The 17555-nt window shown below is 58.3% G+C and carries 19 protein-coding genes; 10 read left to right on the top strand and 9 right to left on the bottom strand.

Going from position 1 to position 17555, the window contains the following annotated elements; genetic code table 11:
* Positions 1 to 8: 8 nt before the first annotated feature.
* Positions 9 to 617 (bottom strand): sulfite oxidase heme-binding subunit YedZ, encoded by a 609-nt coding sequence (locus tag SPHFLASMR4Y_RS10100; protein ID WP_089134816.1) that lies wholly within the window; start codon positions 615 to 617, stop codon positions 9 to 11.
* A gap of 144 nt (positions 618 to 761) precedes the next feature.
* Here SPHFLASMR4Y_RS10100 and SPHFLASMR4Y_RS10095 point away from each other — a divergent pair, with 144 nt between their 5' ends.
* Positions 762 to 1451, top strand: a complete 690-nt coding sequence (locus SPHFLASMR4Y_RS10095) for an extensin family protein (RefSeq protein WP_089133428.1) — start codon at positions 762 to 764, stop codon at positions 1449 to 1451.
* A 49-nt stretch (positions 1452 to 1500) separates the two neighbouring features.
* Positions 1501 to 2370, top strand: coding sequence for a TIGR00730 family Rossman fold protein (locus SPHFLASMR4Y_RS10090; protein ID WP_089133427.1), 870 nt, complete (start codon positions 1501 to 1503; stop codon positions 2368 to 2370).
* Positions 2371 to 2397: 27 nt separating this feature from the next.
* On the opposite strand, the gene SPHFLASMR4Y_RS10085 is transcribed toward SPHFLASMR4Y_RS10090, so the two are convergent.
* Positions 2398 to 3024, bottom strand: a complete 627-nt coding sequence (locus SPHFLASMR4Y_RS10085) for a c-type cytochrome (protein ID WP_089133426.1) — start codon at positions 3022 to 3024, stop codon at positions 2398 to 2400.
* Positions 3025 to 3236: 212 nt separating this feature from the next.
* On the opposite strand from SPHFLASMR4Y_RS10085, the gene SPHFLASMR4Y_RS10080 reads away from it, so the two are divergent.
* Complete coding sequence (locus SPHFLASMR4Y_RS10080; RefSeq protein WP_089133425.1) at positions 3237 to 4136, top strand: prephenate dehydratase; 900 nt, start codon at positions 3237 to 3239, stop codon at positions 4134 to 4136.
* A 33-nt stretch (positions 4137 to 4169) separates the two neighbouring features.
* Here the strand turns inward: SPHFLASMR4Y_RS10080 and SPHFLASMR4Y_RS10075 are convergent, their stop codons facing one another.
* The 3 genes from SPHFLASMR4Y_RS10075 to SPHFLASMR4Y_RS10065 form a co-directional block, all read right to left on the bottom strand.
* Positions 4170 to 5381, bottom strand: coding sequence for a hypothetical protein (locus tag SPHFLASMR4Y_RS10075; protein WP_222102924.1), 1212 nt, complete (start codon positions 5379 to 5381; stop codon positions 4170 to 4172).
* Between the two features lie 109 nt (positions 5382 to 5490).
* On the bottom strand, positions 5491 to 6240 hold the full coding sequence (locus SPHFLASMR4Y_RS10070; protein ID WP_089133424.1) for a LytR/AlgR family response regulator transcription factor: 750 nt from the start codon (positions 6238 to 6240) through the stop codon (positions 5491 to 5493).
* Positions 6237 to 7370, bottom strand: coding sequence for a sensor histidine kinase (locus SPHFLASMR4Y_RS10065; RefSeq protein ID WP_089133423.1), 1134 nt, complete (start codon positions 7368 to 7370; stop codon positions 6237 to 6239). Before SPHFLASMR4Y_RS10065 ends, SPHFLASMR4Y_RS10070 begins: the two co-directional genes overlap by 4 nt.
* A gap of 235 nt (positions 7371 to 7605) precedes the next feature.
* Here SPHFLASMR4Y_RS10065 and SPHFLASMR4Y_RS10060 point away from each other — a divergent pair, with 235 nt between their 5' ends.
* Complete coding sequence (locus tag SPHFLASMR4Y_RS10060; RefSeq protein WP_089133422.1) at positions 7606 to 8157, top strand: hypothetical protein; 552 nt, start codon at positions 7606 to 7608, stop codon at positions 8155 to 8157.
* Between the two features lie 23 nt (positions 8158 to 8180).
* On the opposite strand, the gene SPHFLASMR4Y_RS10055 is transcribed toward SPHFLASMR4Y_RS10060, so the two are convergent.
* Complete coding sequence (locus SPHFLASMR4Y_RS10055) at positions 8181 to 9080, bottom strand: metal-dependent hydrolase (RefSeq protein WP_089133421.1); 900 nt, start codon at positions 9078 to 9080, stop codon at positions 8181 to 8183.
* Between the two features lie 112 nt (positions 9081 to 9192).
* Between SPHFLASMR4Y_RS10055 and SPHFLASMR4Y_RS10050 the strand changes: the two genes are divergently transcribed.
* The gene (locus SPHFLASMR4Y_RS10050; RefSeq protein ID WP_409928891.1) at positions 9193 to 9744 is read left to right on the top strand and encodes a TetR/AcrR family transcriptional regulator; all 552 of its coding nucleotides are present in this window, start codon (positions 9193 to 9195) and stop codon (positions 9742 to 9744) included.
* A 15-nt stretch (positions 9745 to 9759) separates the two neighbouring features.
* On the opposite strand, the gene SPHFLASMR4Y_RS10045 is transcribed toward SPHFLASMR4Y_RS10050, so the two are convergent.
* Positions 9760 to 10200: a VOC family protein gene (locus SPHFLASMR4Y_RS10045; RefSeq protein ID WP_089133419.1), complete on the bottom strand. Its 441-nt coding sequence runs from the start codon at positions 10198 to 10200 to the stop codon at positions 9760 to 9762.
* On the bottom strand, positions 10190 to 10879 hold the full coding sequence (locus SPHFLASMR4Y_RS10040; RefSeq protein WP_089133418.1) for a hypothetical protein: 690 nt from the start codon (positions 10877 to 10879) through the stop codon (positions 10190 to 10192). The genes SPHFLASMR4Y_RS10045 and SPHFLASMR4Y_RS10040 overlap by 11 nt, the downstream gene beginning before the upstream one ends.
* A gap of 96 nt (positions 10880 to 10975) precedes the next feature.
* On the opposite strand from SPHFLASMR4Y_RS10040, the gene lnt reads away from it, so the two are divergent.
* From lnt to SPHFLASMR4Y_RS10015, 5 genes are all read left to right on the top strand, one after another.
* Positions 10976 to 12505: an apolipoprotein N-acyltransferase gene (gene lnt / locus SPHFLASMR4Y_RS10035; RefSeq protein WP_089133417.1), complete on the top strand. Its 1530-nt coding sequence runs from the start codon at positions 10976 to 10978 to the stop codon at positions 12503 to 12505.
* 69 nt (positions 12506 to 12574) lie between these two features.
* Positions 12575 to 13786 carry a methionine adenosyltransferase gene (gene metK / locus SPHFLASMR4Y_RS10030; protein ID WP_089134814.1) on the top strand — a complete coding sequence of 404 codons (1212 nt, stop codon included), beginning with the start codon at positions 12575 to 12577 and terminating at the stop codon, positions 13784 to 13786.
* Positions 13787 to 13857: 71 nt separating this feature from the next.
* Positions 13858 to 14961 carry a hypothetical protein gene (locus SPHFLASMR4Y_RS10025; protein ID WP_145955515.1) on the top strand — a complete coding sequence of 368 codons (1104 nt, stop codon included), beginning with the start codon at positions 13858 to 13860 and terminating at the stop codon, positions 14959 to 14961.
* Positions 14958 to 15653 (top strand): tRNA (guanine(46)-N(7))-methyltransferase TrmB, encoded by a 696-nt coding sequence (locus tag SPHFLASMR4Y_RS10020; protein WP_089133415.1) that lies wholly within the window; start codon positions 14958 to 14960, stop codon positions 15651 to 15653. Before SPHFLASMR4Y_RS10025 ends, SPHFLASMR4Y_RS10020 begins: the two co-directional genes overlap by 4 nt.
* Positions 15654 to 15843: 190 nt before the next feature.
* Complete coding sequence (locus tag SPHFLASMR4Y_RS10015; RefSeq protein WP_089133414.1) at positions 15844 to 16797, top strand: metal-dependent hydrolase; 954 nt, start codon at positions 15844 to 15846, stop codon at positions 16795 to 16797.
* Positions 16798 to 16805: 8 nt separating this feature from the next.
* Here SPHFLASMR4Y_RS10015 and SPHFLASMR4Y_RS10010 read toward each other — a convergent pair whose 3' ends face one another.
* On the bottom strand, positions 16806 to 17360 hold the full coding sequence (locus SPHFLASMR4Y_RS10010; RefSeq protein ID WP_089133413.1) for a GNAT family N-acetyltransferase: 555 nt from the start codon (positions 17358 to 17360) through the stop codon (positions 16806 to 16808).
* Between the last annotated feature and the right edge of the window lie 195 nt (positions 17361 to 17555).

Raw genomic sequence — 17555 nt, 5'->3', positions numbered from 1 at the left:
AATTCGGTCTACAGCGATTCGCGCTGTGTCGGTTCATTATGTCTTCTGCCATATATGATAATGACTCTCAATAGCTCCAATAGCAGAAGCGGAATAAAATGTGCCAGTGCCCCGCCTACGCCATCGTGGATTAACAGCCAATGAGCAAGCGTCAGTAGTGCGGCGACATATACCATCCGTTGCAACGGCTTCCAATTCTGTTTCAGGCGTCGCATCGACAGGTTGTTGCTGGTCACTGCCAGCGGCACGAAAATGAGCAGGGCCGCCCAGCCGGTCCAGATGCCCGGCGCCCAGAACTCGGCCAAAATGGGCTCCAGAGCTTCCATGTCGATGATGTAGAATATCAGGTGGAGAATGCCATATCCAAAGGCAGCTAGCCCGAAGGAGCGGCGTCGCTTCATCATCCATCCGATCCACCGGCGATTGCCGAATATGACGGACAGCGGCGTGATGATCATGGCGACGATCATGAACCGCGCAGAGAATTCTCCCGTCGGATGGAGCATGTCCATTGCGATTATATTGCCCGCCAAATATCCGCGGACCATCAGAATGGCCGGTATCGACAACAATATCCAGAAGACCGGCAGGCTGTTCAGTTTGCGCAAAAATTTCATGTCCTGCTCTTGGATAGTGCGCGCCGGACGGTCCAGCGTAAAATTGTCGCAATTTGTCGCCAGCCCGGATCTCATCTCGTGGCAATAATCTATTAACCATGACGCTCAGGCTGTGATTAACCATCCTGTGCCATAGATATAAGCATGAAATTTACCTTGAATGTCAAATGCCGGGGGCAGAGCCTCGCAACCTTGGGCCTGGCGTCATTATTGCTAAGCGCCTGTGGCGCCATCCCCGCGGGCAGCGGAAGCGGTGGCGGAGCGCAGCGGCCACAGGCTTCAGCCGGCCTGGGTGCCTTCAATCCGACGGCCGCAGCGCGGCAGTGTTTCAGTGACCTTGGCAAGGCAAATGTCCGTTTCTCCCCCTTGCCCAATCGTCAGTTCAGTGGAGGATGCAGCCAGATCGACAGCATCAAATTGCTGGACGTGGGCGCGGATGTCACCAATCTGGGTCCGGTAAAATGCGAGCTGGCCGGAAAATTCGCTGCCTGGACCGAATATGCGGTGAAACGGGCGGCGCGCAAATATCTGGGCAGTGACCTCAAGCGCATCGAGACGATGGGCAGCTATAGCTGCCGCAATATCGCCGGCTCGGGTAAATTGTCGCAACATGCGCATGCCAATGCCATCGACGTTTCCGCTTTCGTGCTGACCGACGGCCGGCGGATCACGGTAGAGAATAACTGGAAAAGCGGACGCCAGGAAATGCAGTTCCTGGCCGCCATTCACAACAGCGCCTGCAAACGTTTTGGTACCGTTCTCGGCCCCAATTACAACGCGGCCCATCGCGATCATTTCCATTTCGACATGAGCGGCAACGGATATTGTCGCTAGCGTTACAAGGTCACTGGCCAGTCACCTTTCTATGCTTTAGGGCGAGGCTATGACCAACAAAGATCTCCACGACCGCCGTTTTTACCGTGCCAAGCAAGAGGCCGAATTCGCCGAAAAAGCGGATTTCGGAACCCCGCAAACCCGTGATCCGGCCTATCGGCTGGCCTTTCAGGACACCGACTTCCTGCTCCGGGAGGAATTGCGGCCGGTCCGGTTTCAGCTCGAACTGCTAAAGCCGGAAATGCTGCTCGACGAAGCGGGCATCGGATCCACTCTGGTGATGTACGGGTCGGCACGCATCCCCGAACCGGAAAAGGCGGATGCACTGATTGAAGCGGCGCCCGACGAGGATTCCCGAAAAATAGCCGAGCGGTTGAAAGAAAAAGCCAGATATTATGACGAAGCCCGGAATCTGGCACGGCTGGCCAGTGCCTGTGGCATTTCGGAGAACGGAAAGCGTGATTTCGTAGTCTGCTCCGGCGGCGGGCCTTCGATCATGGAAGCGGCCAATCGCGGCGCAGCCGATGCCGGCAAGGAGTCCATCGGGTTGAATATTGTGCTGCCCCATGAACAGGCGCCCAATGAATATGTCACCCCGTCGCTGAGCTTCCAGTTCCACTATTTCGCGCTGCGCAAGATGCACTTCCTGCTGCGCGCCCGGGCCGTTGCGGTGTTCCCGGGCGGCTTTGGCACGCTGGACGAGTTTATGGAGCTGGTCACATTGGTCCAGACCGGAAAGATGGAAAAGCTGCCGATCCTGCTGTTCGGCAAGACCTTCTGGAACCGGGTAATCAACTTCGATGCACTGGCCGACGAGGGCACCATCAGCCGCAAGGATCTGGAATTGTTCCAGTTCGTGGAAACCGCAGATGAAGCCTGGGATATTATCCAGGAATTTTACGGGCTGGATTGCAACTAGGCAGTCCGGCGCTATCCGGGTTCGCGCTTATTCTTCAGCCGCTGCTGCGTCCGCTTCCACGGCTTCTTCGGCCTCGGCATCAACGCCAGCTTCCGCTTCCGCTTCGTCCGCAGCCGGTTCTTCGACAGCCGGAGGGGGTGGCAACGGGATGTTCGATCCCTGTGCATTCAGATAGACCATCAGATTGGCGCGGTCTTCAGCCTTGCCGAGACCGGCAAAGGTCATTTTCGTGCCATTGGCATATTTGCGCGGCGAGGTCAGCCAGGCATCCATGGCGGTCCAGTCCCAGTTGCCCGGAATGCTTTTCAGCGCATCGCTATAGGCGAAGCCGGCAACATGGGCGTGTGGCTTGCCCATCGTATCCCAAAGGTTCGGACCGATGCCGTTGGCACCGCCCTGGTTAATCGTGTGGCATGCAGCGCATTTGGCGAAAACCTTTTCACCGGCAGCGGCATCGGCCGTCTGCAATAGGGTTTCGATTGCCGGACCGGTATCCGCACCACCGGAGGTTTCGACGCCTTCAATGACAAAGCCCATGACTTCGGGGCGCTCGTTCTTGCCGGCGTGGAAATATTTTCCGCTGAGAATGGAAAAGCCGAGGGCCGCGATGCCGCCAGCCAGTACCCAGCCTGCGATGGTGTTGTTGTTGCTCATATTGTCTCTCAAACCCCTGAGTGAGCGGCGGCCATGGGCCTGCCAAATTTGTGCTGTCTGTAAAGAGAGCTACGGACCAACGCAAGGCCTCAATTGCCGTAATTTGTGCGATAGTCCATGCGAAATGCGCAGCCCCCTGACCGGCGGGCCACTTCCCTCTTGCCCCGCTGCATTCGGTTCGACTATCGCAACAGCGTATAAAGAGGGACGAGATGGACAGTTTTCCAAAAAACGCATTGGGCATGGTCAGGAAAATGACCGAAAAAGGCGCAGAAAAGCCGGCGCAAGCGATCGCCTTTCAGGGCGCGCCCGGTGCCAATTCGCACCTCGCCGCGCTTGATTATGCTCCCGACGGCTTGCCGGTTCCCTGCTTTGCCTTCGAAGATGCCATTGATGCGGTAAAGCATGGCACGGCCGGCAGCGCGATCATTCCGATCGAAAATTCGCTCAACGGACGGGTTGCCGATATCCACTTTCTGCTGCCCGAATCGGGGCTGCATATCGTCGACGAATATTTCATGCAGATCAGTCATTGCCTGATGGCCCGGTCGGCCGATGCCGAGATCCGCACCGCGATGAGCCATCCGCAGGCGCTCGGTCAGTGCCGTCACTATCTGCGCAAGCGCGGCATCATCCCTGTGGCCTATGCCGACACGGCCGCTGCCGCCGCTTTTGTGGCCCAGCAGGATGATCCCCATGCCGCGGCCATCGCGCCCAGGCTCGCCGCGCAGATTTACGGCCTGCAGCCGATCGCCGATGCGATCGAGGATGCGCCGCATAATATCACCCGATTCGTCGTGCTCGCTCCCGAAGCGGCCATGCCTGAACCCAATGGTCCGGTGATGACGACTTTCATATTCGAGGTCAAAAATATCCCTGCGGCACTGTACAAGGCGCTCGGCAGTTTCGCGACCAATGGCGTCAATATGACAAAGCTGGAAAGCTACCAGAAAGGCAGCAGCTTTGCTGCCACCGAGTTTTTCGCCGATATCGAAGGCGCTCCCGGTGATCCGGCAATCGACCGGGCGCTGGCCGAATTGGGATATCACTGCAACAACGTGCGGATTCTTGGCACCTATCGGCAGGCGCGACCACGGACGGTTGTGGGCTAGCTTGCCCTGTACCGGCCGCTAGCTTGCGGCGGCTCAAGCGTTCGATGATTCGACATCATTGCCGAAAAACATGATCATGAGTCCAAGCATTGCCAGCAGAATGAAGCCCGCACCCTTGAGCTGCTGGCCATCGATCAGGAAGGCCCGGCGCGCTGCGATCAGGGATTGCAGCGTGTAATAGAGCGCAAAGGCGCGGCTGGCATAAGCGATGATCTGGAACACATTGGCGCTCCAGGTCAGCAGCAATCCGATGGCAACCAATATCGCATAGCCGGTGCGCGCCTTGACATGGCCCCGTGTCAGTTCCTCTACCAGCCCGCCCGAACCGCTGGTATCGGCGATTGCGGCGCTGAATTGCGCGGCCAACGCAGCGGCCACCAGCAACAACGGCAGGACCGGTGCGATTATTCCCATCATGTCAATGATCGCAGTTTCGGTGAGAGCGAATTGTTCGCGTTCAAAACTATAGGCGAACAGGCTGATATAGATCATGTAGATAATGGTGCTGACAATCTGCGCCAGCCGCATCGATTTGATCCGTGTCGCATGGTCATAATTGCGGCCGAGGTAGCGGGAGGTTTCAAAGCCCTGCACGGTGATGAGCAGACCAAAAGCAAGCGTGATCGCCGGCCAGCCGGAAAGCAACGGGACATGATCAAAGAGCGAGGCGCTGCTGGCTTTTTGGTAGAAATACCAGCTCAGGCCGACCAGCAGGCCCACGATAATCGCCAGCTTTAGCGTTACGGCGCCATATTCCATCTTTTCCAGCGCGTTGAAACCGCGGGTCCAGCCGACGATCAGGATCAATATATAGACGGCGGAGGTGAGTAGCTTGGCATTTGCGCCATTATCAAATGCGGTCAGGCTGACTCCGAATGCACCGAACAGGTTGAGATAATAGGCAACCGAAATGATGAAGGCGAACACCAGCGCCCAGGAGGCGGCCAGTTCCAGGCGGTCTGTCCACTGGTCTTGCTGCGGATGTCTGGCATTGCGCTGCAAGATGTTGAACCGGATGGCGCCGCCAAACAGATAGGCGCCGAGACAAAGGCCCGCCATGATCAGCGGTGCCATATAGCCATAGTCGGATACAAGGATGGGCGCGAGGACCAGAAATCCGCTGCCGATGATCGAGGCCAGCGGTGTCACGGTCGCGCGCCAGAGGGTTGATTTCGACAGGCGCGGAGAGAATAGCAGCAGCCCGGTTGTGATGGCGGCAAAGAGGATCAGGATATTCAGCAGCACGATAATGTCCGAAGGTCCCGGATGGAGACGCCGCTGAATAGACTTTTCTCCGATATTTTGTCGATGGCTATTCTTACGGACAGACCGAAACGCTCTTCGGGAAGGGTGGCTATTTACCCGCCAGTTTCTTCGCTTCGGCCAGATGGGTCCGGCCGATGCGGATTTCGGTACCGCATTTCAGACAGGCCATCCACACGCCGCCGCCGTCATGGCGCAGGCCGGCGATCCAGTCGCGCCGGACCAGATGTGAGCGGTGCAGGCGGATAAATTCTTCCGGGTTGAGACGCTCTTCCAGACCGGTGATAGTCTGGTGCAGCAGATAGCTGGCACTGCCGACGTGCAGGCGCATATAATCGCGCTCGGCCTCGACCCGGTCGATTTCGGACGCGACAATCCGGCGCAGCTCGGATTTGTAGGGGACCCAGAATTCCTCGGCCCAGGGAGAGTCGTCCGCTTCACCGTTTCGCGGTTCGGCTGTCCGCTCCCGTACCCGGGAAATGGCCAGTTGCAGGCGCGCATTCTCGACCGGTTTCAGCACATAGTCGATTGCCGCCACGTCAAAGGCCTCGACCGCGAAGCGATCAAAAGCCGTGACAAAAATGATTGCCGGCGCATCCGGCTTGCCGGACAGGGCGCGTGCGACGTCCAGCCCGTCCTTGCCGGGCATCGCGATATCGAGCAGCAGCAAGTCCGGCTTCAGCTGCTCGGTGAGGCGCAGTGCTGCTTCCCCGTCGCTGGCGGTGCCGATCAGGTTGATATCCGGCTGGCGCGCACAAAGCAGCTGCAACCGTTCGATCGCCAGCGGTTCATCGTCGACAATCAGCGTGGTCAGCGGTCTGGTTTCGGTTTCTTCGATCATGGGTTGTCCAGCATCAACGGTAGAGTGAGCTGCGCAATATAGCCGCCTTCTGCCGGACGTACAGTCTGCAAACCGGCCTGCCGGCCAAAGCGCGTTTCCAGCCGGTCGCGGACATTGGCCAGGCCAATACCGCTGCTGACGCCATCATCCTGCAGGTCGACCGGTCGGGGATCCCCGTCATCGGCTACTGTCAGGATCAGATTGTCGCCATCGGACCGGGCGCTGATCGCAATGGTTACCGGGCGCTTGCTGTGGGCAACACTGTGCTTGATCGCATTCTCGACCAGCGGCTGCAGAATCAGGCCGGGCACCAGAACGCCAAGCAGATCATCCGGGATATTCACCTTGGTCCGGAGCCGTTCGGGGAAACGCACGGCTTCGATATCGAGATAAAGATTCTGCAGATGCACCTCTTCCGACAGGGGCACATCCTCCAGCGGATCGCCCGACAGGCTGGTGCGATAGAATTTGGACAGGTTGAGGATCATCTCCTCGGCTTCTTCCGGCTGGCTGCGCATGACCAGCGTGCTCAGGCTGTTGAGCGTGTTGAACAGGAAATGGGGATTGACCTGATAGCGCAGCGAACGCAGCTCGGCGTCCTGTGCCGCTTGGGCGAAGCGGGCGGCCTTGCGTTCGACCTGCCGGACCCGGCCGGCATAGCTCAGGGTCAGGTATAGCGAGGTCCAGCTGACGATGAAGAAAAAGCGCGAGGTCGCATCTTCGAAGATTGCTTTGAACGCCAGATTCTCCTGCGACATATATTTGCGCATTTCCTCGACATGCGCCTCGTCCCACAGATTTTCGGGATAATAGACATTGAAGACATAGTGATTGAACGAGGCAATGATGATCGCGCAGGGAATGGCGGCGGCAAAGGCGGTGATGATCCGCGTCGACAGGGCTCTGTCCTCGAACTGCCGCAGAAACAGGTAGAGCAGATAGGTTGTGCCGATACCGAAAATCGTGACGACAGTCCGCCGCATGACCATTTCGCCTTGTGCCGGCCAGTCACCGATGGACGCCCGTAATGTCAGGACGATCATGTAGAAAAACCAGAATCCCAGGATCGACAGGATGGCTACCTGATGCCCGACCGACGGCTTGTGGTTTCCCAGTTCAAATTTTCTCATATGCGTTCAATTCATGGTTTCGGGTCAGCTTAGGCCAATATGGTATCAATTGTCTCTAGCGGAATCGTGACCGGTCGAACCATGGTTGCGGTTGGTCGAAACTTTATAAGGCAGCCGCGCAATTTTCCCACTCAGGATGGTCAATAGAGGATTAATCGGTCCCGGTTTAACCAATTGCTAACCATGTTTTGGTCAAATGTCCTGGTGGCAAGAGCCCACGAGGAGTTGTGAAGACATGACCAAGGAAACACGATCTGTCCCCGGTGCGATGACGCTGGCCGAGATAAAAGAATTTGCGAGCTTCAGTTCCGCGACCCAGCGCTACATCCGCCGGTCGCTGGATGTCGGTCTCGAACGTTCCGATGCTGTGGAGACCTGGTCGCGCGACAAGGTTGAAGAAGCGGGCATTCAGGTGCAGATTTCCCTCTACCGGCGGATTCGCGACATTCGTAAAGCCATTCCCGAAGGGTGCGCGGTTGACAGTATCGAGACGTTTATGCCCGCCCTGATTTCACTCGCGGCCTATGATCTGGGGCAGGGCCGTATTCACAGCTTCCCCGCCTTCCGTTTTCTTTATGAGCGCCTGCTTGGTCCGGATTCGCGTCCATGGCTGCCCGGTGCTTTTTGTGCGGCCGCTGCCTTGCCGCATCTGCACCCCAAAACCCGTAAAAATCTGCTGCAATCGATCAGCGAAGCCGCCGCAACCGCGCCGGGCTGGTCCAACCGCGAACCCAGTTTCTTTCCGGAATGGGTCGAAAAAGTGGACAGCAGCAGAGCCGCCCATTGAGCACGGCTCTCTAGGCCTGGACCCTATACGGTCGCCGGCCTTCCCGTCATCGCCGACTCATATTCGCTCTCGGCGCGCCGAATCAGATGCCGGTCATCCTCGTTCCATGGATGAAATCCGGGCAGAAAGAACTTGATCCACGGGATGATGATTGCCCGGGCGATGCCCGGCTCGACGAGCAGGAATTTCAGCAGCTTGAGCTTCACCCGCCATCCGGTCAGGCCGTCCTGCGCCAGCAGGTCGAGCGTGTCGTTCCACCGATTGCCCCAGAAATTTCGGGTGATCACCAGCATCATCAGTGCTTTCACTTTCCAGCGTTGCCAGCGGCTCCAGTCCCGGGTTGCGTAGAGCCATGTGTCATAGGCGACGCCCTTGTGTTCAATCTCTTCCAGCGCATGCCAGCGCCACAGATCAGCGGTTTCCTCGTCGGAATCTTTCCAGTGTCGCGGATTGGCGAGAAATTGCTGGGCCATGATCGCGGTAAAATGTTCGAGGATCATCGTCGCCGCCAGATTGGTGATCATGGGCCGGCCTTTGGTCATGCCGAGCGATTCGGTAATCCGTTGTTCGATCCGGCTTGTGTCGTAGCCATTTTCCTCGACCCGGCGGTTCAGCGCCAGATGCTCGCGGCTGTGGATCACTTCCTGCTGGACGAAGGCGCGGATTTCTTTCTGCAATTTCTGCGGCGTGTGATCCCGGAATTCCTTCACGCTTTCGATGAAAAAAGCCTCTCCGCGTGGAAAGGTAAGTGACAGGCAATTGTAGAAAGCGGTCGCAACCGGGTCGCCATTTTGCCAATATTTTGCAGGATCATAGCCCTCTTCCCGACCAAAACGGCGGTCGCGCGGCGTGATTTCGTGTCCCTTCGGCGTCGGGGTGTGGATGGTCTCCGGCTCCGGGCGGACGGTGCGAGGCATATTCATCGGATGTTTCCATTTTGCGAAATGCAGCCTATAGCTAACACCGATGATAATAAGGTTACTTACATAAATGTCAATAGCTAAGAGACGCCTCTCTCCGGAAGAAAGTCGCGGCATGGCGCTGGCCGCGGCCCGCGATCTGTTGATCGAATCAGGACCGCAGTCGGTTACATTGAAGGCAGTCGCCGGCCGGATCGGGCGGACCCATGCCAATCTTCTGCACCATTTCGGCTCCGCATCGGGTCTGCAGAAGGCCTTGGCGGTCTATCTGTCCGATGAAGTATGCGGCATGATCGCGCAGGCGATTATCAAGTCTCGTTCCGGCGAGGGCTGCGCGCGCGATATTGTCGATCTGACGTTTGATGCCTTTGACAAACAGGGGGCCGGGGCGCTCTGGTCCTGGATGATGCTGACCGGCAATGAAGATGCACTCGACCCGATCGTCGAGGCGATCCACAAATTGGTCGATGACGTTGGGGATGACGGTCACCAGGACCGCGAGATGCACGAAGACACGCTGACGCTCGTTCTCATGGCTTTGGGCGATGCCTTGATTGGAGAGCGTTTGTCTCGATCGCTGGGACTGGCGCGCAATACCGCCCGTGACATGGCCGAAAGGCAATTGGAAGACGGTCTGGACCGGATGGAGAGCGGACAGCAGGTCTAGTTCCGGAACCCCCGGTCAATCCTTGGCGAACAGTTGATCGTCGCTGGCAAAGGCCTTGAACTCCAGCGCATTGCCGCTCGGGTCCTGAAAAAACATCGTCGCCTGTTCGCCGACCTGGCCTTCAAACCGGATTGTCGGCGGGATGACAAAGCGGATCGCGGCTGCGGATAGCCGGTCGGCAAGCGCCTGCCATTCGGCCCTCGTCAGCACGACGCCGAAATGCGGCACCGGAACCTGTTCGCCATCGACCGGATTGATCACCGGCAGGGCCGCGTAATTCTCGTCAAGATGGGTGACAACCTGATGTCCGTAAAGATTGAAATCGATCCAGCGTGAATCGCTGCGGCCTTCTTCACAACCCATCAGGTCACCATAGAAAGCGCGGGCTGCGTCTAGATCGTGGACCGGAAAGGCCAGATGGAAAGGCCGCAGGGGCGGCGCGGATTCAATGCTCATATTTTCTCTGCTTGTCTTCCGGCGCGGCGAGGGTGAAGCAATGTTCGAAATCCAGATTGGAACCCTGACCCCTTGCTTCCCGCTGCCGCGCTTCTGCCAGCAGCGCTTCGCGGCTCTGAGTCAATAGTATGTCGCTTTCCGGACCGCTCAGCCCCTCGGCGCGCATCTGATCGCGCGCGCGGCTGTCGAGTACTGCTGCCAGTGTTTTCAGATCCTGTGCGGTCTTGGACAGGCCTTCACGGTCATGGACTTCTTCATAGGCCAGTTGCAACATGCCGGCGCATTGCGTCAGGTCCGGTTTCGGCCTGGGCGGCACTGCAGCGTCGAGCAGGGGCAGGCAGATTGCCATTTCTCCGCTCACCGCCTGGTCCGGATCGGCGGCCTCTTGCGCGACAGCCTGCCGCTCTGCCACCGCTGCTATCATTGCGTCGCGCACCTGCTCCCTGTTTCTGCCGCTTTCCTCCATGATCTGTTCGCCGACCAGCCCGGCATAGGTCGCACCGCGTTCACTGAGCAGAGGATAGTCGAACGCGCCGGCTACGCCCCGTTCCTGTTCTGAGGCGACAATCGCCAGTACGGCAACGCAGGAGAGGGCCTGCTGCTGGTTCACGTTGAGCGGTTCCGGCTGGCTGGCCACGGGCTGGGCCAGCGCGAGCGTCAGGAGGCTGAAGATTTTCATGGCCGGACGTTAGCAAGCAAATGGCTGTTCCGGCAATTAGCAATTGAATGGTGATCGCGAACACGGCAAAAGCTGCCGGTGTCCAAACTCCATGAAATGATCGCCCGCCATCCTTACGCTATCGCGCTTGTCGCGGGCGGGATCAGCGCAACCGGTTTCGCGCCCCTCAACCTGTGGCCGCTGACCATATTGATGCTGGCCCTGTGGATGGCACTGGTCATCCAGGCGGGCAGCCGCAAGGCCGCTTTTTTCTCCGGCTGGCTGTTTGGCGTCGGACATTTCATCATCGGCCTGAACTGGATCGCCAAGGCCTTCACTTTCCAGGCCGCAATGCCCGAGTGGCTGGGCTATATCGCCGTCGTCTTGCTATCGCTGTATCTGGCGGTCTACCCGGCGCTGGCGGCGCTTGGCGGTTGGTGGATCGGCAAGGCCCGACCGCTGTTGCTGGTCATCGCGCTGGCCGGAGCCTGGATCATCACCGAATGGTGGCGCAGTTGGGTCTTCAGCGGCTTCATCTGGAACCCGCTCGGGTCGGTTACATTGCCGCTGGGTCAGATGGCCGGTCTTGGCATGTTTATCGGAACCTATGGCCTGTCCGCGATTCTGATCGCTGGTGCCGGCGGTCTGTGGCTGGTCTGCCGGAAACAATGGTGGTCTGCGCTGCCGCTGGTCCTGATCTTCGCCGGACTTGCGTTATGGCCGCATCCACCGGCGTCGCCGGTGTCTCCTGACCAGCCGCGGATCACCGTGGTCCAGCCCAATATTGGTCAGCAGGACAAGTGGAAGGCGGGGTATGAAGATCAGAATCTGGCGAAGCTGGCGGAACTGACGCTTCGCGCAGACGATGATCCACGGATCATTTTCTGGCCGGAAGCGGCAATCCCGGATTATCTCGAGACCGGTTATCCGGCCCGCTATTATTACGGCCGTCCGCCGGAATTTGTTCGTCAGCAACTCGGCATGCTGATGAAACCCGGCGACATGCTGGTGCTCGGCGCGCTCAAGCTGGAATTCGACGAAGCGGAAGGACGCGCTGTCGGTGCCCGCAACAGCGTCTTTGCGATGAATGCCGAACATGAGCTGATCGGGCGCTACGACAAGTCCCATCTCGTGCCTTATGGTGAATATCTGCCGATGCGGCCGGTTTTGTCTGCGCTTGGCCTGTCACGGCTGGCGCCCGGTGATTTTGATTTCTGGCCGGGCCCGGGTGCCCGTTCGCTCGATCTCGGCGGATTTGGCAAGGCGGGGCTGCAGGTTTGCTACGAAATCATCTTCTCCGGACAGGTTGTCGATCGCGACAATCGGCCGGATTTTATTTTCAATCCCTCGAATGATGCGTGGTTCGGCAGTTGGGGGCCACCGCAGCATCTGGCGCAGGCGCGCTTGCGGGCAATCGAAGAGGGACTGCCGGTAATTCGATCGACGCCGACCGGGATATCGGCGGTGATTGACGCCAACGGGACGGTCAGATTCCATGTCCCGATGGGCGAGGCGGGCCGGATTGACAGCCGTCTGCCGGAGGCCAAGGCCTCAACGCTCTTCGCGCGTTACGGCAATTGGCTGTCGCTGGGTCTGGCGCTGATATTGCTGCTATCTGCCATTGCTATCCGTCTGCGCGCTCGTTAAAGTAGATATAAACTTTTCCTTATGTCTCTTGCGGCCGGTCTCGTTGCGGCCCAAAATCAGGATTTTGCCATGCGTTCAGAATTTATATTCACATCCGAATCGGTCTCCGAAGGTCATCCCGACAAGGTGTCGGACCAGATTTCCGATGCTATCGTCGACCTGTTCCTGGCCAAGGATCCGGAAGCGCGGGTTGCGTGCGAAACCCTGACCACGACCGACCGGGTGATTCTGGCCGGCGAAGTGCGGGGCAAGGGCATGATCGATACGGACGGCAACTGGGCGCCGGGCGCGCAGGAGGAAATCCAGGCCGCGGTGCGCGACACCGTCAAGAAAATCGGTTATGAGCAGGAGGGGTTCCACTGGCAGAACCTGACCTTTGAAAATTATCTGCACCCGCAATCGGCGCATATTGCCCAGGGCGTCGACGAAAGCGGCAACAAGGACGAGGGTGCGGGCGACCAGGGCATCATGTTCGGCTATGCCAGCGACGAAACACCGGACCTGATGCCGGCGACGCTGCAATACTCACACGAGATATTGAAACAGATGGCGGCTGACCGCCACAGCGGCAGAGCGCCGTTTCTGGAACCCGACAGCAAGAGCCAGGTCACTCTGCGCTACGTCAATGAAGTGCCGGTCGAGGCCATTGCTCTGGTGGTCTCCACCCAGCACGCGCCCGGCTATTTCAAGGGCAGCGACAATCCGGCACTCTACGAAGAATTATACGATTATGTGATGGGCGTGTTCCGCAAGGTGCTTCCCGAGGGCTTCATTACCGACAAGACGGTGATCCACGTCAATCCGACCGGCCGCTTTGAAATTGGCGGGCCGGATGGTGACGCAGGCCTGACCGGGCGGAAGATCATCGTCGACACCTATGGCGGCGCGAGCCCGCATGGCGGCGGCGCCTTTTCCGGCAAGGACCCGACCAAGGTCGACCGGTCGGCAGCCTATATCACCCGCTATCTGGCCAAGAATATCGTTGCGGCCGGGCTGGCAAAACGTTGCGCGATCCAGCTGTCCTACGCGATCGGTGTGGCCGAACCGCTGTCGATCAATGTCGATCTGCACGGCACCGGCACGGTGAGCGAAGAGAAGCTGGAAGAAGTTCTGCCGCAACTGGTACGCCTGACGCCGAAAGGCATCCGGACCCATCTCGGTCTCAACAAGCCGATCTATTCACCGACGGCGGCTTATGGTCACTTTGGCCGCAAGGCGAACGGCGACTTCTTCAGCTGGGAGAAGACCGATCTGGTGGATGCGCTGAAAGCAGCCATCTAGGTCGACAACCCGGCTTTTCGCGCGCCCGGTTATCGTCTATCTCTATCGTTATGCAGAGGGAGAGAAAGATCATGCGTGGACCGGGAAAATTCTATGGCAGGGCGATATTGTCCGTCTGCATGGCAGCCATGTTCTCAGTGGCTCCCGCGCAGGCGCAGCCCGAACAGAGGACGATCGAAGCAACTGCCGGAGAATATTGGCATCACCAGCATAGCGGCATGGCGATGCCGGCCCGGCTCGGCGGGTTCGACAGGCAATATATTCGCGATCTCACCGAAAATGAGCTGGATGTTTATGCGCAATATCACGGGGATGACAAGCAGACCCGGCTGACACTTTTTGTCTATCGGGCTGCTGTGAACAATGTGCCGCTTTGGTTCGATGCAGCGCAGCAATCTTTGCGCAACAATATCAAGATGTTGCCGGGCGCCAGCGAATATCTCGCAGCGGCTTTCACGCCGCCGGGGCAATCCGAAGCGAGCGGCCTGATGGCGGTTTATGCAGTACCCGGCGGTGCATTCAAAAGCACCGGCGTTGCCATGCTGCCGCTCAATGGCTGGCTGGTGAAGATCCGTTTTTCTTCTGCCGAACTGTCGGCGAAGGAGATGGCGGCCGCTCTGAAGCCGACCTTGCGCGACATCCGCTGGCCGGACAATATCAACTCCGGCCCAGCCGCTGCCGCGATCTTGCCATGCGAAAATGGATTGCGGCTGACGGACAAGGTCAAACGGATCCAGCCGTCGAAAACGGACGCGATGACAGATGCGATCAGCGGAAGTTTCATGGGTTTGCTCGCCGCAAAAAAGGCAGAACAGGGGCAGGACAATAGCGTGACCTACTGCCGGGATCCGCAAGATTTCGGCCCCTTCTCGATCTACCGGGCCGAGGGATCGGAAAATGGCTACCTGATGCCGCTGGGTGATGCCGGACGCGCGGCCTCTGTTCACACAAACCAGCTTGGCGGTCTGATCGACGGCAGCAAGGGCGAACGATATACGCCGGTCCTGATGCAGCTGGATCAGAATATTATCTTTCCCGATCTGGACCAATTGCCGACGCCCGGCATTCTACGGGCCGCAACAGGAGACGACGCCGCGACGTCGTCTGTCTCGACATGGCCGCCATCAACCGGATCGACGATATCGATCCACGTTCCAAGTGATGAGGATCAATGACAAAATCGAAAGAGGGTGACCCCACCACTATCCGCCAGCTCTACGGTCGCCGGCAGGGGCACGCCTTGCGCGACCAGCAGGTCGAGCTGGTCGAGAAGCTGCTGCCGCAGATCGCAGTGCCGACCGAGGGACCGGTGACCGCCGCGTCGCTGTTCGGCGGTGATCGGCCCATGCATTTTGAAATCGGTTTCGGCGCGGGCGAGCATCTGGCATCGCGCGCCGACATGCTGCCGGATCACGGATTCATTGGCTGTGAGCCCTATCTCAACGGCGTGGTCGGCGCGCTGCAGCATGTTCGTGACAGCCATCTTGCCAATGTCCGCCTGCATATGGGCAATGCGCTCGATGTGCTCGAGCGGATTCCCGACAGCAGCCTGAGCTTTGTCTATCTGTTGCATCCCGACCCCTGGCCGAAAGCGCGCCATGCCAAACGGCGCTTCATGAACCACGGGCCGGTCGATTTGATCGCGGCAAAGCTGAAACCCGGCGGCGAATTCCGTTTCGGCACCGATCATCCGGTCTATCTGGAATGGGCCTGCATGATCATGAGCCAGCGCGATGAATTTGACTGGTTGTGCGAAAGCCCGAAGGACTGGATGATCCGTCCAGGCGGCTGGCCTGAGACGCGCTATGAAGCCAAGGCGCGCCGGCAGGGTCATGATGTCTGGTATTTCCGGTACCGGCGAAAATAAACCGTCAAAAATCAATAGCGTTCATGATCCGGATCGGCTGATTTCCGCCGATTTCGGCCGCTATAATGGATTCTTAACCATAGCCGTTAAGCGTGTTGCTATGCCGAAACTTAACCTTCCTTGTCTAACTGCTGCTTAACCAAAATCGGTTAGCGCCGAGAAGAATCGAACTGGGAGGTTCACGAAAGTTATGGGCATTGCTCCAACCATCGCTGATACAGCATCCGAATTGTCTGCGCAGAACAAAAGCGCGACACCCGCCGATCTTCACATTCAACCGCGTAATCTGAATTTCGCGCGTGCCGAAATCGATCGGCGTCGCTGGGTTGGCGGAGATCCCTTCGCATCCGCATTTTTCAATGCGCTGTCCGTGACCTTTCCGGAAGGTGAGCTGTTTTTCATCGATTCGCTCAAGAAATTCATCAAGCGGGTTCCACCCAAGCTGCGTGGCGAGATCCGCGCCTTCATCCAGCAGGAAGCGATCCATAGCCGGGAGCACCATTGCTTCAACGAACATTTGAAGGATTGTGATTTCGACATCACGCTGCTCGAGCAGGACATCGACCGCGTGGTACAGACGATTCGCGGCATGTCGGAATATGACCAACTCGTGGCAACCATGTGTATCGAACATATCACCGCAATTTTGGCCGCCGAAGTGATCGGCAATCCGGCCCATCTGGAGAATGCCGACGAGGATCAGCGCAATCTCTGGCTATGGCATGCTTCGGAGGAAATCGAACATAAGGGTGTGGCCTATGATACCTGGCTACATGTGACGAAGGACTGGAATCCGCTAAAATGCTGGTTTGTCCGCAGCAGCTTCATGGCCCGGATTTCCCTGGGCTTCGCGAAAAACCGCACCAGAGGCATTCTGGAACTGCTTCGTCAGGATGGCATCTCGGGGCCGCGCGCCTGGTTCGGGCTCGCGCATCATCTGCTGTTCGGCAAGGCACCGTTCCGCAGAACATTGCGGCCGTTGCTGGCCTTTTTCAAACCGGGTTTCCACCCGTGGGACATTGATGATCGTCCGCTCATAAAACTCGCCGAGAGTGAATATGAAGCGGCTATCATGGATGATGTGGCGAGTGCAGCGCCTCCCGAGGACCTCGACAGCATTGACCAGTTGCAGAAAGTCGCCTGAGGCCGCTGCTAGGCAGCGATGTCTCGCATGATATCATCCGCCATGTCATCTTCCGAAAGCGACAGGGTGAACTGAATGGCATCGGCTGCCAGCCCTCTGCCCTTTGAATAGCGCGGAACGGAACGGCCCGTCGGTCTGAAGCCCAGTTTTCTCAGCACCTTTCCCGAAGCGGGATTGTCGGTAAAATGCTCGGCTCTGATCTCTTGGTGACCAAGGCTGCGGGCGATATCAAGAACCGCCTGGCCAGCCTCGGTCGCGTAACCGCGGCCCCAGTGGTCTCGGGCAATCCAGTAGCCCAGTTCGAGATGTCCGTCGTCCTGGTCGCCGAATCCGATGCAGCCCAGCAGCACTGGTGCCTGACCATTGCGGCTGAAGATCAGGAAATTGGGATGGATGGCGGGCCGGTGCGTTGCCAGAAACTGTGCAGCATCGTCGCGGCTGTACGGCCAGGGCGCGCGCGCCAGATTGCGGATAACCGCCTCGTCATTGATCGCAGCATACAGGCTGTCCCCATCTTCGGGCCAGCCGGGCCTTAAAAGCAATCTTGGTGTTACGGCAAACATCGGGACTCTCCATCATCATATTCGCAACGCCCCCGACTTGAATGATGAGTCCGCTAGAGCGGCGCCGTTACAAGATCGTGACGCAATGACAGGGAGACATAAAAAAAGGGAGAGGATGACCCTCTCCCTGAAATTGCCGGTTCTGTGGAACCTGCCGGGTCATCCCTCTGGTGGATAACCCTTTGTTGATTATCC

The organism is Sphingorhabdus sp. SMR4y, from assembly GCF_002218195.1.
Taxonomy (GTDB): Bacteria; Pseudomonadota; Alphaproteobacteria; order Sphingomonadales; family Sphingomonadaceae; genus Parasphingorhabdus.
This window is presented reverse-complemented; position numbering and strand designations above follow the sequence as displayed.

Coding starts and splice junctions, on each gene's coding strand:
- SPHFLASMR4Y_RS10015 (WP_089133414.1), top strand. CDS start 15,844: ATGGGCATTGCTCCAACCATCGCTGATACAGCATCCGAATTGTCTGCG.
- SPHFLASMR4Y_RS10045 (WP_089133419.1), bottom strand. CDS start 10,200: ATGAGCATTGAATCCGCGCCGCCCCTGCGGCCTTTCCATCTGGCCTTT.
- SPHFLASMR4Y_RS10090 (WP_089133427.1), top strand. CDS start 1,501: ATGACCAACAAAGATCTCCACGACCGCCGTTTTTACCGTGCCAAGCAA.
- SPHFLASMR4Y_RS10025 (WP_145955515.1), top strand. CDS start 13,858: ATGCGTGGACCGGGAAAATTCTATGGCAGGGCGATATTGTCCGTCTGC.
- SPHFLASMR4Y_RS10085 (WP_089133426.1), bottom strand. CDS start 3,024: ATGAGCAACAACAACACCATCGCAGGCTGGGTACTGGCTGGCGGCATC.
- SPHFLASMR4Y_RS10060 (WP_089133422.1), top strand. CDS start 7,606: ATGACCAAGGAAACACGATCTGTCCCCGGTGCGATGACGCTGGCCGAG.
- metK (WP_089134814.1), top strand. CDS start 12,575: ATGCGTTCAGAATTTATATTCACATCCGAATCGGTCTCCGAAGGTCAT.
- lnt (WP_089133417.1), top strand. CDS start 10,976: ATGATCGCCCGCCATCCTTACGCTATCGCGCTTGTCGCGGGCGGGATC.
- SPHFLASMR4Y_RS10080 (WP_089133425.1), top strand. CDS start 3,237: ATGGACAGTTTTCCAAAAAACGCATTGGGCATGGTCAGGAAAATGACC.
- SPHFLASMR4Y_RS10065 (WP_089133423.1), bottom strand. CDS start 7,370: ATGAGAAAATTTGAACTGGGAAACCACAAGCCGTCGGTCGGGCATCAG.
- SPHFLASMR4Y_RS10070 (WP_089133424.1), bottom strand. CDS start 6,240: ATGATCGAAGAAACCGAAACCAGACCGCTGACCACGCTGATTGTCGAC.
- SPHFLASMR4Y_RS10100 (WP_089134816.1), bottom strand. CDS start 617: ATGAAATTTTTGCGCAAACTGAACAGCCTGCCGGTCTTCTGGATATTG.
- SPHFLASMR4Y_RS10050 (WP_409928891.1), top strand. CDS start 9,193: ATGGCGCTGGCCGCGGCCCGCGATCTGTTGATCGAATCAGGACCGCAG.
- SPHFLASMR4Y_RS10040 (WP_089133418.1), bottom strand. CDS start 10,879: ATGAAAATCTTCAGCCTCCTGACGCTCGCGCTGGCCCAGCCCGTGGCC.
- SPHFLASMR4Y_RS10055 (WP_089133421.1), bottom strand. CDS start 9,080: ATGAATATGCCTCGCACCGTCCGCCCGGAGCCGGAGACCATCCACACC.
- SPHFLASMR4Y_RS10010 (WP_089133413.1), bottom strand. CDS start 17,360: ATGTTTGCCGTAACACCAAGATTGCTTTTAAGGCCCGGCTGGCCCGAA.
- SPHFLASMR4Y_RS10095 (WP_089133428.1), top strand. CDS start 762: ATGAAATTTACCTTGAATGTCAAATGCCGGGGGCAGAGCCTCGCAACC.
- SPHFLASMR4Y_RS10020 (WP_089133415.1), top strand. CDS start 14,958: ATGACAAAATCGAAAGAGGGTGACCCCACCACTATCCGCCAGCTCTAC.